Raw genomic sequence first — 12,124 nt, forward strand, 5'->3', positions numbered from 1 at the left:
CTTCCAAAGCTTGCGGGCAGGCTGGTCAGCGGGGCCGGATCGGTCAAAGGCCGACTTCTTCCATAACAATGGATAAGCGAACGAATTCGTCGAGCGAATCGATGGTCGTAGGCGTTTCAGAGAGGCTGGTCTTTCGAGAGCTGGCTAGCTCGCTGTCGCCGCCGCAGATGCGAGGCTCGTTCGAGCATCGATTCCTGGCATAAGGTGCGCCCGTTCGCTGATGCGGTGCGGCAAACGAGCGATTGATTGCAATCAAAAATTGAGCCATCATGTTGCCTTTATTGCACGGAGGCAGACCATGGAAATACTAGTGGTCGATGACCATCCGATCATTTGTGACGGCCTTAAGCGATATCTTGAACAGACGGCCAGTGTGCCAGTAAACGTGAGAACGCTTAATACGCTCAAGCAGGCGACGGATGCGATTGAATCTGACTACAATCCCGACTTCGTTTTTCTCGATCTAAATTTGGATTCTGAGAATCAAAGCATTGGAACGTTAGAAAGATTTCAGGAACATAATGCGCGGGATGCCGCGGTGGTCGTCTTTACCGGCATATCTCCACGAGATGCCGCGGCCGCAGATGTGGTTAGATCCTGCTTAGGGCTGAAGGCTAAGACGGTCATTTTCAAAGGAGCGGATATCGACCAGATGTTCGTGGGGTTGGAAAGGATCCTTGCAGGTGAGGCTTGGATACCCCATGAGGTAGTGTCACTTCTCCTAAAACCAACAAATTCGCGCACTGTCGATCTCAGTCCGCGCCAATGGGATGTGGCGCGAGGAGTAAGCAAAGGGCTTCGCAACAAGCAAATCGCGAACGAGTTGAACACGACAGAAGCGAACGTTCGGCAGATCGTAACGTCAATCTATAAGCGCTTGAACATCAACTCGCGTGTTGCTCTCGCAGATGTAGTCAAGAAGGCAGAGATCAAGCTTTAGACGCCATCATTGTCGACGTCAGCGACTGCGCGCTATGCGGCCGCATTCTTTGGGACAGACCGTCGATCCAATCGGGTCAACGTGTTAAGCAACTCATCGAACATTCGTGGACCTTTCGATATGACTTCAAGCCCTTCGACAGCGATCATTTGGAGGATTTCGGGCTGCGTTTCGGCGGTGCAGATTACAGCGGGTATCTCAATGGCAAATTGCAGTCGTAACCGTTTGATGGCGTCAATCCCAGTATGAGCGCCTGAGTCTATCCCTTCCGCGAGACGGTAGTCTGCCAAAATGAAGTCAGGGCCAGAGTCGGCATCGTTGCTGTCAATCATGCTTTGCATCGCCTCGTCGGCGGTGCTTCCTTCATATACGCTGCAGCCTAGATCGCGTAGCTGATCGCTGATTGCGTCTCTAACCGACAATTGGTCTTCAATGATCGCAACCCTCGTCCCCGCCAAGTTCGGGGCATGCTCAGTGTTGTCGCGCTCTAACAATTCGGCTGGAATTCTTGCGACAAATGGAAGCGTTACGGTGAATTGAGAGCCCCCTTCAGGGAGCTGGCACAGACGGATTGAGTGTCCGTCCAACAACTTGATCAATCGGTCTACGATCGACAATCCTAAACCAAAGCCTTTCGCTCGATCGCGAGACGGATTGTCAAGCTGGACGTATGGCTCGAAGACTTCGTGGGCGCGGTCAGAAGGAATTCCTATGCCGTTGTCCGTTATGCTGATAGCAATTGTCGCGTCCTCCTGGCGGCAGGAAAGTGCAACCCGGCCAGCGACGCCTCTCGACATGGAGGGAGTATACTTTATCGCATTCCCGACTAGGTTACGCAAAACTCTGGCAAGTGCATCTGGGTCGGTCTTCACCAGGACGGGTGGGATAGGCTCGCTATGCAGCGCAAGGCCCTTGTGAGTTGCCTGATATTGAAATTCGTCCAACACCATCGATACGATCGCAGGCAGGACCGCTTCCCTTGGTTCGACGTTCCACGTGCCTGCATTTAATCGGGACAGATCGAAGGAAGCATCCACCATTTCGTGCAAGGAGACGTTTTGGCGTTCCAGCTCTTCGATGGTCTCCCGTAGATCGGGCATGTTGGCGACTTTTTTCTTTAGGGACCTCAGTCTGAGAGCGCTCGCTTGAAGCGGCTGCTTTAAGTCGTGGCCTACTGCGGTGATGAAGCTGTTTGCGCGAATTCTTTCCGCTTCAGCACGAGAACGTTCGAGCTCAGATTGAATCCTTTCGTGGCGTAGCAGTACCTGGCGAATGTAGAAGCGCTTTTGGCTAATTGAAAAAAACCAGCCAACGAGGAAGAACATGACCAATTGGCCTGTGAAGAAGATGTGAGTGTTAAGAAGGCTCAGGCCTTGATTGTGGTGACGTAGGTCCTGGAGGATATGAAGCTCGAAAGGAATAAGGTTAGCTACAACGATCACTCCGAAGATGGCCAATACGCTTGGAGAGAAGCAGATTACGCTGATAAACTGGCCAACAAATGTCAGATACACAAACGTCTGCTGCGCCAAGTCAAAGGTGACCCCGTACGGAGCAGGTTGATGCGCAAGGACTTTGTTTCCTGAAAGCCATATGGCCGAAACGATTGTTAGCCATGCGCACCAGATGAAGTGATAGCGTCTAATTTCCCCTGGTGGAGCGTCGTCCGGTAGGCGTGCGAGCCAACGGGATAGGAATGCATAGGAAATTAGAGCGCCAATCAGGCCGAAGGTCCAAGCTATCATTCCCACAGAGGAAGCAGAAGCGTCGCGGGTGCCAAAGAACCATACAATTATGCAGGCATCCGCCAGTACGGCTAGCCAGTAGGGTGTTCGGCCGGCAAGATCGCTTAGTCGAAGACGCTCGACCTCGTTACGTTTAGATGCATCGAGGGCCGCGGCCGGATTGAAAAAGTCGCGAAGTCGCCCAGCCGAACGTTTCAGGGCTTCATGCGTCATCGAGCTAGATATCTGAGCGTGTTGGTCAACAGGTGTTTCCATTCTTAGCACCCCGGTCAAGCGAGCTAACCATAGGCCGTAGGTATGAGAGATTCGAGGGCTGCAGTTGTCAGTACCGACTACTAACTTTTGTTAGTAGGGGCAGGCCTAGCGGCAAATCTCAAGTACTTTCAGCTCGCGGGGGTTGATCTGCCAACGGTGCGAAAGTTTAGGGGCGCACAGGATGCCGCCGGCCTGGCTATGTGTCTTTGAGTACATCGGCGCAGTGAAACTCCTGCGTGCGTCATCGGATGCCGCCGCTACGCCCAAAATGGATGCTGTCGCGACGAGCAGAAGGATCGTGGCCACGGTGCCAATCACGATCTTGCGCATGGTGGTTGTCCTTTCTGGACGGCTGTCCCACCGGAGTTGGTGGTGACGTGATCGGTTCGGATCGCAGTGTCAGAATAAGAGGTTCGCGGCCGAGTGCACGACAGCAGGTGTGAATCGAAGGCTCGCTTATGTGCTTCACGGAAGTGAGTGCCTTGGCTGAACGGCAAACGAACGGGGCGCCGTTGCCGGCGCCCCGCAGGTCGATAAAGCGGCTTTGATTTTTAGCCGCAGACCGGGCCGTAGATCGTGAAGATGCAGGTCGGCACGTAGGGGCCCGGCAGCCAATAGCCCGCGTTGGCGGCGGTGGCGAGGGAGAGCAGCGAGGCTGCGGTCAGGGTGGCAATGAGGATCTTGCGCATGGTGGTTGTCCTTTCTGGACGGCTGTCCCACCGAAGTTGGTGGTGACGTGATCGGTTCGGATCGCAGTGTCAGAATAAGAGGTTCGCGGCCGAGTGCACGACAGCAGGTGTGAATCGAAGGCTCGCTTATGTGCTTCACGGAAGTGAGTGCCTTGGCTGAACGGCAAACGAACGGGGCGCCGTTGCCGGCGCCCCGCAGGTCGATAAAGCGGCTTTGATTTTTAGCCGCAGACCGGGCCGTAGATCGTGAAGATGCAGGTCGGGACGTAGGGGCCCGGCAGCCAATAGCCTGCGTTGGCGGCGGTGGCGAGGGAGAGCAGCGAGGCTGCGGTCAGGGTGGCAATGAGGATCTTGCGCATGGTGGTTGTTCCTTTCTGGACGGCTGTCCCACCGAAGTTGGTGGTGACGTGATCGGTTCGGATCGCAGTGTCAGAATAAGAGGTTCGCGGCCGAGTGCACGACAGCAGGTGTGAATCGAAGGCTCGCTTATGTGCTTCACGGAAGTGAGTGCCTTGGCTGAACGGCAAACGAACGGGGCGCCGTTGCCGGCGCCCCGCAGGTCGATAAAGCGGCTTTGATTTTTAGCCGCAGACCGGGCCGTAGATCGTGAAGATGCAGGTCGGGACGTAGGGGCCCGGCAGCCAATAGCCCGCGTTGGCGGCGGTGGCGAGGGAGAGCAGCGAGGCTGCGGTCAGGGTGGCAATGAGGATCTTGCGCATGGTGGTTGTCCTTTCTGGACGGCTGTCCCACCGAAGTTGGTGGTGACGTGATCGGTTCGGATCGCAGTGTCAGAATAAGAGGTTCGCGGCCGAGTGCACGACAGCAGGTGTGAATCGAAGGCTCGCTTATGTGCCTCACGGATGTGAGTGCGCGTAACGCGTCGCTCCCCATTGAGTCAGCCGATTTGGAGCAGGCGCGCCCGCGGTGGCGGGTTTAAGTGACCTCGTAAAGCAGTACATCCTGCCGATGCGTTGAAGTATGCAAACCGGTTTCCAAAGGAAGGCGCCGGAGGCAGACTGCTTAAGTACGCTCGATTAGGCGAGGCCCAGGGACTGAGTTTTTCCATAACAACGCATACGCGAATGAAGCCAAATCGATTCAATTGCGGCCCAAAGGCTTAGGCCGCATTCGCCTCGGATTCGGTGATGCGTTGGAATTCGAACAGCACCTCCTGGAAGTGCTTGGCGAGATAGCCGACCACCCTTCCGTTGCGTAAGAGCTTTGAGACGTAGCCAACCGCCAGAACCAGATCGAGATGGTCGGTGCCATAGGTCTGTTCGGCCACTTTGAATTCGCGGGCGAGCGAGGCCGATTCCCGTTCCATCAAGGACAATTGCTCATCCGACAGCCCTTTCGGCGTACGCGGGGTGTAGCCGGCCGCCAGCTGATTGCGGGGTGTCGCCGCCACCAGCGAGCGCACATAGCTGTTGGAAAAGTTGTTCATTGCGATCATCAGCTCGGCGGCTTCGATCTGCCGCAAGGGCGCGAGCTTGCGCAGCTCAGAGAAGGAGTTGAGGGTCAAATGCTTCTCTTTGAGCAAATCGACTGCCTCCGTACAGATGCCGTCGAGCAGCTTGCGGCGCCGGCGAATGCTGGCGACGTCGACGTTGAGCGCCTTGGCAATTCGTCCCTCCGACACCCCGTTCTCGATTGCCTTTAGGATCATGCGGTGCTCTTGAATAATGGCTATGCGGTTGACGCGCTTGTTGTAGGTGAAGGCCTCATCTTCCGTCGACACCAGGCATTCGACCTCGAGCAGTCCACGGTCTCGCAAGACCTCCAACCGCAAATGGCCGTCCAGGAGCAGGAATTTGCCAGAATTGTCGCGGCTGCGTGCCACCACGGGCGGCTCGACCAGCCCGATCTCGCCAATGGAGGCTGCGATCTGCCGGTATTTTGGCGAACGCTTCACCTCCTCGGACACGAGCTTTAAGGGCTGGATATCGGCCAGTCTGACCGTGGCCGTCCGTTCCTCAAAGCCCATCCGCACTGAAATATGGGGGCGGCGTGCCATGACTTATGCCTGCCCATGCAGCCGCAGCGCCAGGTTCTTGGGCAAAGTATCGAGCTTTTCGTCCTCCAAGATCGACAAAAAGTCCGGCTCGACCAGGAGTTTGCGTAGGGCTTCAAGTATGAAGATCAGGCGGGACTTGGTGTTGTTGGACTTGCGGATCAGGATCCGCTTGCGGTCAACATCCTGCCGGTAGGCCCGTAACAGCGCATTCGAGCTCAGCGGCGCCCCATCGGTCCGTCGGGGGCCGGTCTTATAGCCCTTGCCGCGACGTCGTCGCTGCTCAATGAGTTTCTTGGCCGCCAGCAGCTTTTGGCCCCGCAGCAGGCGTTCCTCGTAGGCCTGCTGCAGGACGGATTGGATGTCGCTATCCTGTGCTTGCGAGATCATGACGGCAATGCTGACCGGCATCTGTCCGGCCTCGACGGCGCGCAACAGCCGGTGCTCGCCGCTTTCCAGCAGGCTGGTCACCCCCTTGACATACTCGATGCTGAGGCCGGTCTTGCGCGCGATGTCGTCGAAATCGTAGCCGCGGCCACGCAGTCCCTCGATATCGTGCAGCAAGTCGATGGCGCGGTGCTGCCGCCGGGCGCAGTTCTCGACCAGGCTCATGATCGCACTGTCCTCGGCGGAGGCATCGACCACGACAGCCGGTATCTCCCTCTGTCCGAGCGCTTGATAGGCCTCCAGGCGCCCCTGGCCACACACCAGATCGTAACGGGGGTCACCTTCGCAACCCTTGCGTTTGACCGTGATCGGCCGCTTCAAGCCGAGTTCGGCGACGCTGGTCACAATTTCCTTGAAAATCCGGCGGTTGCGGGCCCGCGGATTGACCACGTCGATGGCCCCAACCGGAATGATCTCAATGCATTGAGCCGATCCCATAGCTGACCTCCATCAATTGTGAGCGGGCGGCTAGTTCGAACAACATGTCCAGCGTGTCGAAGCGATAGGCATCGAGTGCCAAGCCATTATGTTCAGCGAGAGCCAATTGCTCTGCTTCCATTTCGAATCGTGGCAACAAGTAATAGTCGAGCACAGCGCTGTTCATCTGGTTCATCCGGATGGCCACCGTGATGTCCGGCCGCAGGCCCGCATCAAAGCGGATCTTCCAGCGGTAGGAGCCGGCCATGGTTTCCTGGGATCGGACCAGGCAAAGGGAAGCGGTAAATTCGTCATTGACGGTGAGGAGATCAGTTTTCGCGTCCTGGCGGATCGATCCCCCAATTTCCTCGATTCCGCGCACCGTTGCAGCAATGAAGTCAGGATACATTCGCCGCAACGCGCGATTAATCTCGATGTAGCGGTAATCCCGGTCTGGGCTAAAGCCGATGAGTTCGTAGGCGCGTATCAAACTTCCAAAGCGGGTGCGATAAGCGCTGCTGGACGGCCCAATCTCAAGTTCATCGATAATGATCCCGGAGAGATAGCCGTGCTGCTCCAACAGGCCGCGCAGCACGTCGAGAAGTTCCTCGTCAGAGTAGCGCTTGCAGCGTTCGGAAATGATCGCTTGCGCGGATCTGAATGTCTCTTCATCAACGATGGGCTCAAAGGCTTGGTCGTGACGGATCCAGCGCTCGGGCGGATTGTAGACCCGCCGGCCCTTGAGCTTGCACGAGCATCTATTCCAGACATTGTTGCCGATGTACTTTTCATTGATGAGGATTTGATGGACGGTGGCTCTCGTCCAAGGCCGACCAAGATCGGTGGTGATGCCTTTGCTGTTGAGGCAATCCGCAATTTCCCGTTCGCTCCTACCTTGGGCGACAAAGGCCTCGTAAATGAAGCGGATCGTCTCGATCTCTTGCTCCGGGCCCGGGATCAGCACAATCCGATCCGTTTGGATGCTCTTGTGTTCGCCGCGCACCAACTCGGCTTTGGTGATGCCATTCTGATCAATCAGTTGCCGCCGTAGCCCATATCCCGCCGGCCCTCCCTGGCGATAGCCAAGCTCGATCAGCCGCCGCTGGCCGGCAAAGACCTTGACCGAAAGTTCTCGGCTGTACTCACCAGCCATGGCGCGTTTGACGCCTTTGACGATTGTCGAGACCGGGCTCCCGTCATTCTCAAACTGTTCGGCGCAGTAGCGAACCGAGATACCCGCTCGCTTGCAAATGTATTCGTAATAGGCGCTTTCATCGGCATCTTGGAAACGGCCCCAGCGACTGACGTCATAGACCAGGATGGTCGCGAATTCGGCCGTGCCATTTTGGACATCCTCGATGAGCTGCTTGAGGGCCTGGCGATCGTCGAGATTGAGGCCACTCTTGCCACTATCCTCATAGGTTTTTTCAATCCGAAAGCCGTGACGAGCAGCGTACTCGCGAATGGCTTGTGACTGGTTCGCCGTCGAATATTGCTGATGGTCGGTCGACATCCGAACGTATTCCGCAGCGGGTTTGCCGGTCCGGGTTTCGAGTTCAGTCTCTGAATGAGACGTGTCTTGCAACATCATCGCCCCACTAGCGTCAAGAATGTATGGTCAAGTCCTTGAAACTATAACTTAGCTCGGGGGGAAACATGTTTCCGAAAACGGGCAAGAAGTTTCCAGCTGAGGACGTGCCGGCCTCGTCGACATATGCCAGCTTGATTGCCGATATCCTGAAGTCCGAGCTTGGCAACTCGCATCAAGCGCATAAGACCTTGATGCGATGGACGGGCGCCAACGAAAGAACAGCTAAGAATTGGCTTTCGGGCTCGAACGGTCCAAGCGGCGAGCATTTGTTGCAGCTCATGCGCAACTCGGATCGGGTGTTCGAGTTCGTCTTGAGGCTATCGCACCGTCCCGCATTGCTATGCAGTCGAAGGCTCGAGGAGGTGAGGAACAGCTTGCAAGTCACAGCTGATCTGCTCTCGGAAGTTATCGAGATCCAGGACAGACACGCCCCGTAAAGCTCCTGAGACCCGTCCCTCTAGTTGGATCCAGTTCTAGGGGCGCAATCCAGGCAACGCAGCTGAAAGCAGGGCTGCGTCGCGAAGATCGAAAAATTCGCAAAATACGAAACATTGCTTGCGCCGTCGGGCAAAACAGTGGTTTATAGGGCGCTGGCTCACCGATTCAAAGGAACCAGCGGCATGGCTGATGAAGTCGAAGCATCTACTGAGTTATCTAAAATCGCGAAGCTCAATGGGGACTTCCGAAGGAACTATGGAAAAATACTCGGCGCATTCCTCTACCTTCGGTCAATCAGTGCCGCGCGCGGCCGTTCTTGGTTCTGGGCAGGTCTGTTTTCGGTTGTTTGTTCAGCGGTCCTAACTTGGGCCGGAAGGCACGGGCTTGCCTGGTTAACTTCCGGGTGATTGCTCGAACGAGCGCGTCAGGGCTTTTGAAGCAGGTGATGTCGCGGCGTTCCCGGGCCCTGTCAGAGAATCTAATTGTTCTTTTCACCTTCCCATCGGTCGGCAGCAACACGTAATCAAGCACGTCCTTGTTATGCGCTGCTAGCCTTATGGCAGCAATCCACCCAGCGGGCACATGCGTATCGCATTGAATGGTCCAATGTGGGGAATGGGTCTCCTCCAATCCCGGGGTCCAGCGTGCAGCTCTAATCGAAACGCAAATCGAGCCATTCACGCGAAGCGAATCTGTCCACCCGCCAGTGCTCGTCCGAAAGCCCGCCTTTCGAGCGGCGGCTTCAATGCGAGAAGCGAGCCTTGTCTTGAGTTCGGACCAAACAGGTCTCGACTCCAAAAACTCGTAGTTCCGCCTGGGAGTATAGCCGAGCAATCGATATAGGTTCCGCAGGCTACCGAAGTGTGTCTGGCACGTTGCCACGCAGGGCAAACCCGGTGTGCGGTCTATGATGCCCTTGCTCAACTTCCCTTCCTTGAGCAAAGCTCTTCGCAGCCGGACAATCATTTCTTCTTCAGTAAGATCAACACGTCGCTCGCTAATGAACTTGGCGACCTTTCCGAACACCTCGCGGTCAACAATGGGCTCAAGACAACCCTCAACCCTAATCCATTGTTCAGGAGGGTTGTACGTGCGAGTTTGGCGCAGCTTCCATGATCGCCGATTGAAGATCAGATTCCCGATGTAGCTCTCGTCCCGAAGAATGGCCGCTATCATCACCCGCGTCCATGGCGTCCCCGAACGGCTCGGGACTTTCTTCTTGTTTAACTCCTAAGCCACAACCGTTTCACATTTCACCTCAAGGAAACGATTGAATATCCACCTGACCGTGGCTACCTCTCGCGGGGGCCCGGGACGAACTCGGATGTGATCAGTGGCGAGGTACTTGCGCTGCCCCCTCTTCAGAATGCCCTTTGATTGCTCCTTCTCGTCAACAAGCTCCCGCATCAAACCATATCCAGGGTTACCACACGGCTTGTAGCCAAGACGAGCAAACCGGCATTGGCCGGCATAGACCTTCACCGAAAGCTCGCGGCTGTACTCCGCCGCCATTACTCTTTTGATGTTCTTGACGATGCTCGCAAGCATGGTGCCGTCATTGTCGAATTGCTCAGCGCAATATGAGACCTTGACGCCCGCTTGCTTGCAGATGAACTCGTAATGCGCGCTCTCGTCTGCATCTTGAAAGCGGCCCCATCGACTCACGTCATAAACCAGGAGGTGACCGAAGTCGGTTTGCCCATTCTCTACATCCTCCAATAGTTGAAGTAGACCGGGGCGGTTCTTGATGAGCAGTCCACTTTCACCCTCGTCCTTGTATGTTCGGACGAGCGTGAGATTGTGAGCGTGCGCATAGGCGGCGATGACCGCAGCCTGATTCTGGATTGAATAATGCTGCATCTCAGTAGACATTCGGACGTACTGAGCCGCTCTAACCCCGAGAAGGGCCTTCGGCAGGTGAGCCTTGTGAATGACGAGCGCATTACTCATTCGTCACCTCCACTTAGTCCGATCCTGCCCCCATGAAATAGAACGCCTGCATTCAGGGTATGCGATCCGTATTTGAGAGGCGACTGCTATCTGTCGCCAACGTCGGCTACGTACGCTTCATATGATTGTCCAAGAGCTCTCCGCGTAAAAAGGATTTCTAAGGCCAAAATCTCGGAATAGCCGCTGATCTCGTCTCCGGTATTGATCAAGTCAACTATGGTCAGGCCTGGCCCCGTGTCGAAGTTGGAAGCGGGTGCACCGGGAATGCGGATCAGCCCTTGCATGCTTGGGCCCCCGTTCGAAGAGCGACTTTGATTTGCGATGTCCTACGCAAAAACCTCTGCCCGGACTGAAGTGGGATCCGCTGCCATTGATCGAAGTCGCCTGTGGTCTGACCGATGTGACTCGGGCGGATCGTCTGATCAATCGCAGCAAGGGCCGGGATGGCAAGCAATGAGATGGTAGCTGTGAGTGCAGCAGCACGGAATGTGAGACCGTGACTTCGTGTCTCAAGGATTAGTTGGCATCTTCTTCGTATCATGTGAGTGATCCATTAGTGTTCGAATGGCTGCCCCTTTCGCCGCAGCCTCTCCAGAGTCCTCAGCAACGCGTTCAGGTGTGCACTTCGTTGAGGGCGGGTTGCCGCACTGGCGCGCAAGCGCTTCCCAACCGACGCACTTTCCAGATTGGTTTCGGTAGCCCGGACCTCCATTGTCTCCGCAGGCTGCGAGTGCCGACGGGGCATGCAACAGTTGCATGATGATGAAAAGCGAAACTACCTTGGAAATCACTTTGGACGCTCCACATCGGGACCGACAAACTACGCTAGCTCCACGGCGCGCGGCCCTACTGCTGCTTCATTCCAAGTTGCTCAGCGCAAACGCTGCCAAGCTGGACACCAGTAGGGATGGGCCCGTAATAGAGGCTTTTATCCTTGTCCTCGGTATCGAGACTCTTAATCGTTCCGTTCGGCGCTGCAACGACGTTGACCTTGCAAGCGTATGCCCGCGAACTTCCTGATGCGCTCGATTGGCCATCACGGGAAACCGAAAATGAACTCCCAGACGCCAGTTGCCAGCTATATGCAGTATCGCCGCTATTCATCTTGAAGCTGCTGGCTGGCGGCCCCCACCGAACGGCATGAGCATCAACATTCTGCCCGACGTAGTCTTGGCCCAGCTTGGCGCGCACATCTGCGCCTGTCGCGTAACATCCCCCTAGTGCCACACAGAGCATGGCAAAACTCAGCCGACGCATTTCTTTCCCCCCAGAAAGGGGCATATCCAAACGCAACTCCCGCGTGAGATCAAGACCCGATGCTAGTTTTGGAAAAGACGGCCGCTCTGGGGGGCTGGCGGCGACTGCCCGGAGCTTGCTGGTCTGTCTCCCCCGTCTCGCCTGTCTATTAGGATTCCCGGACCGGCACCCGCAAGCGGGCCAGGACGAGCCGAGCTCGGTCTCTAGCCCACTCTACGGGCCTGCCGCGGTGCTTCGGAGGTGACCTCCATCCTGATCCGGCTATCTGCAGCGAATTCCTGAAGGCCCGCGCAAGGGTATCGGCGATGAACCTATTGTCGCCTCCATCCCGGGCGGAGAAGCTTGGCAGTGCTGGCCTACCTGCCTGCCAAGCGGAACCTGGGA

General features: G+C 56.3%; 14 protein-coding genes. 2 read left to right on the plus strand and 12 right to left on the minus strand.

Translation table 11 applies throughout. The annotated features are described in order from the left end of the window. Window positions 1-43 precede the first annotated feature (43 nt). Window positions 44-268, minus strand: coding sequence for a hypothetical protein (locus ACNJYD_RS02745; protein WP_439365269.1), 225 nt, complete (start codon window positions 266-268; stop codon window positions 44-46). A gap of 30 nt (window positions 269-298) precedes the next feature. Between ACNJYD_RS02745 and ACNJYD_RS02750 the strand changes: the two genes are divergently transcribed. Further along, window positions 299-940 carry a LuxR C-terminal-related transcriptional regulator gene (locus ACNJYD_RS02750; protein WP_439365270.1) on the plus strand — a complete coding sequence of 214 codons (642 nt, stop codon included), beginning with the start codon at window positions 299-301 and terminating at the stop codon, window positions 938-940. Between the two features lie 32 nt (window positions 941-972). Here the strand turns inward: ACNJYD_RS02750 and ACNJYD_RS02755 are convergent, their stop codons facing one another. The 8 genes from ACNJYD_RS02755 to ACNJYD_RS02790 form a co-directional block, all read right to left on the minus strand. After that, on the minus strand, window positions 973-2,898 hold the full coding sequence (locus ACNJYD_RS02755) for a hybrid sensor histidine kinase/response regulator (RefSeq protein WP_439365271.1): 1,926 nt from the start codon (window positions 2,896-2,898) through the stop codon (window positions 973-975). Between the two features lie 147 nt (window positions 2,899-3,045). After that, window positions 3,046-3,270, minus strand: coding sequence for a hypothetical protein (locus tag ACNJYD_RS02760; RefSeq protein WP_439365272.1), 225 nt, complete (start codon window positions 3,268-3,270; stop codon window positions 3,046-3,048). 221 nt (window positions 3,271-3,491) lie between these two features. Further along, a complete protein-coding gene (locus tag ACNJYD_RS02765) occupies window positions 3,492-3,629 on the minus strand; it encodes a hypothetical protein (protein ID WP_439365273.1) in 138 nt (45 codons plus the stop codon). A gap of 221 nt (window positions 3,630-3,850) precedes the next feature. Then, window positions 3,851-3,988, minus strand: a complete 138-nt coding sequence (locus tag ACNJYD_RS02770; protein ID WP_439365273.1) for a hypothetical protein — start codon at window positions 3,986-3,988, stop codon at window positions 3,851-3,853. Between the two features lie 222 nt (window positions 3,989-4,210). Further along, complete coding sequence (locus ACNJYD_RS02775; RefSeq protein WP_439365273.1) at window positions 4,211-4,348, minus strand: hypothetical protein; 138 nt, start codon at window positions 4,346-4,348, stop codon at window positions 4,211-4,213. A gap of 398 nt (window positions 4,349-4,746) precedes the next feature. Beyond that, complete coding sequence (locus ACNJYD_RS02780; RefSeq protein ID WP_439365274.1) at window positions 4,747-5,643, minus strand: plasmid partitioning protein RepB C-terminal domain-containing protein; 897 nt, start codon at window positions 5,641-5,643, stop codon at window positions 4,747-4,749. Window positions 5,644-5,646: 3 nt separating this feature from the next. Then, window positions 5,647-6,525, minus strand: a complete 879-nt coding sequence (locus tag ACNJYD_RS02785; protein WP_439365275.1) for a ParB/RepB/Spo0J family partition protein — start codon at window positions 6,523-6,525, stop codon at window positions 5,647-5,649. Continuing rightward, window positions 6,503-8,017, minus strand: a complete 1,515-nt coding sequence (locus ACNJYD_RS02790) for a recombinase family protein (RefSeq protein ID WP_439365276.1) — start codon at window positions 8,015-8,017, stop codon at window positions 6,503-6,505. The genes ACNJYD_RS02785 and ACNJYD_RS02790 overlap by 23 nt, the downstream gene beginning before the upstream one ends. A 143-nt stretch (window positions 8,018-8,160) precedes the next feature. Here ACNJYD_RS02790 and ACNJYD_RS02795 point away from each other — a divergent pair, with 143 nt between their 5' ends. Continuing rightward, complete coding sequence (locus ACNJYD_RS02795) at window positions 8,161-8,532, plus strand: hypothetical protein (RefSeq protein ID WP_439365277.1); 372 nt, start codon at window positions 8,161-8,163, stop codon at window positions 8,530-8,532. Between the two features lie 295 nt (window positions 8,533-8,827). Here ACNJYD_RS02795 and ACNJYD_RS02800 read toward each other — a convergent pair whose 3' ends face one another. The 3 genes from ACNJYD_RS02800 to ACNJYD_RS02810 all read right to left on the minus strand — a co-directional run bounded on the left by ACNJYD_RS02800 (window position 8,828) and on the right by ACNJYD_RS02810 (window position 11,764). Then, entirely contained in the window at window positions 8,828-9,709 is an 882-nt protein-coding gene (locus ACNJYD_RS02800; RefSeq protein ID WP_439365278.1) for a recombinase family protein, read from the minus strand. Window positions 9,710-9,763: 54 nt separating this feature from the next. Beyond that, window positions 9,764-10,483: a recombinase family protein gene (locus ACNJYD_RS02805; RefSeq protein ID WP_439365279.1), complete on the minus strand. Its 720-nt coding sequence runs from the start codon at window positions 10,481-10,483 to the stop codon at window positions 9,764-9,766. An 846-nt stretch (window positions 10,484-11,329) separates the two neighbouring features. Next, the gene (locus tag ACNJYD_RS02810; RefSeq protein WP_439367573.1) at window positions 11,330-11,764 is read right to left on the minus strand and encodes a hypothetical protein; all 435 of its coding nucleotides are present in this window, start codon (window positions 11,762-11,764) and stop codon (window positions 11,330-11,332) included. Window positions 11,765-12,124 lie beyond the last annotated feature (360 nt).

The sequence above is a fragment of the Bradyrhizobium sp. SPXBL-02 genome (assembly GCF_051853065.1).
Taxonomy (GTDB): domain Bacteria; phylum Pseudomonadota; class Alphaproteobacteria; order Rhizobiales; family Xanthobacteraceae; genus Bradyrhizobium.

What these genes read in the sequence shown, in the direction of transcription:
- ACNJYD_RS02745 (WP_439365269.1), bottom strand. Translation starts at nt 268, where the DNA reads ATGGCTCAATTTTTGATTGCAATCAATCGCTCGTTTGCCGCACCGCAT.
- ACNJYD_RS02750 (WP_439365270.1), top strand. Translation starts at nt 299, where the DNA reads ATGGAAATACTAGTGGTCGATGACCATCCGATCATTTGTGACGGCCTT.
- ACNJYD_RS02755 (WP_439365271.1), bottom strand. Translation starts at nt 2,898, where the DNA reads ATGACGCATGAAGCCCTGAAACGTTCGGCTGGGCGACTTCGCGACTTT.
- ACNJYD_RS02760 (WP_439365272.1), bottom strand. Translation starts at nt 3,270, where the DNA reads ATGCGCAAGATCGTGATTGGCACCGTGGCCACGATCCTTCTGCTCGTC.
- ACNJYD_RS02765 (WP_439365273.1), bottom strand. Translation starts at nt 3,629, where the DNA reads ATGCGCAAGATCCTCATTGCCACCCTGACCGCAGCCTCGCTGCTCTCC.
- ACNJYD_RS02770 (WP_439365273.1), bottom strand. Translation starts at nt 3,988, where the DNA reads ATGCGCAAGATCCTCATTGCCACCCTGACCGCAGCCTCGCTGCTCTCC.
- ACNJYD_RS02775 (WP_439365273.1), bottom strand. Translation starts at nt 4,348, where the DNA reads ATGCGCAAGATCCTCATTGCCACCCTGACCGCAGCCTCGCTGCTCTCC.
- ACNJYD_RS02780 (WP_439365274.1), bottom strand. Translation starts at nt 5,643, where the DNA reads ATGGCACGCCGCCCCCATATTTCAGTGCGGATGGGCTTTGAGGAACGG.
- ACNJYD_RS02785 (WP_439365275.1), bottom strand. Translation starts at nt 6,525, where the DNA reads ATGGGATCGGCTCAATGCATTGAGATCATTCCGGTTGGGGCCATCGAC.
- ACNJYD_RS02790 (WP_439365276.1), bottom strand. Translation starts at nt 8,017, where the DNA reads ATGTCGACCGACCATCAGCAATATTCGACGGCGAACCAGTCACAAGCC.
- ACNJYD_RS02795 (WP_439365277.1), top strand. Translation starts at nt 8,161, where the DNA reads ATGTTTCCGAAAACGGGCAAGAAGTTTCCAGCTGAGGACGTGCCGGCC.
- ACNJYD_RS02800 (WP_439365278.1), bottom strand. Translation starts at nt 9,709, where the DNA reads ATGATAGCGGCCATTCTTCGGGACGAGAGCTACATCGGGAATCTGATC.
- ACNJYD_RS02805 (WP_439365279.1), bottom strand. Translation starts at nt 10,483, where the DNA reads ATGAGTAATGCGCTCGTCATTCACAAGGCTCACCTGCCGAAGGCCCTT.
- ACNJYD_RS02810 (WP_439367573.1), bottom strand. Translation starts at nt 11,764, where the DNA reads ATGCCCCTTTCTGGGGGGAAAGAAATGCGTCGGCTGAGTTTTGCCATG.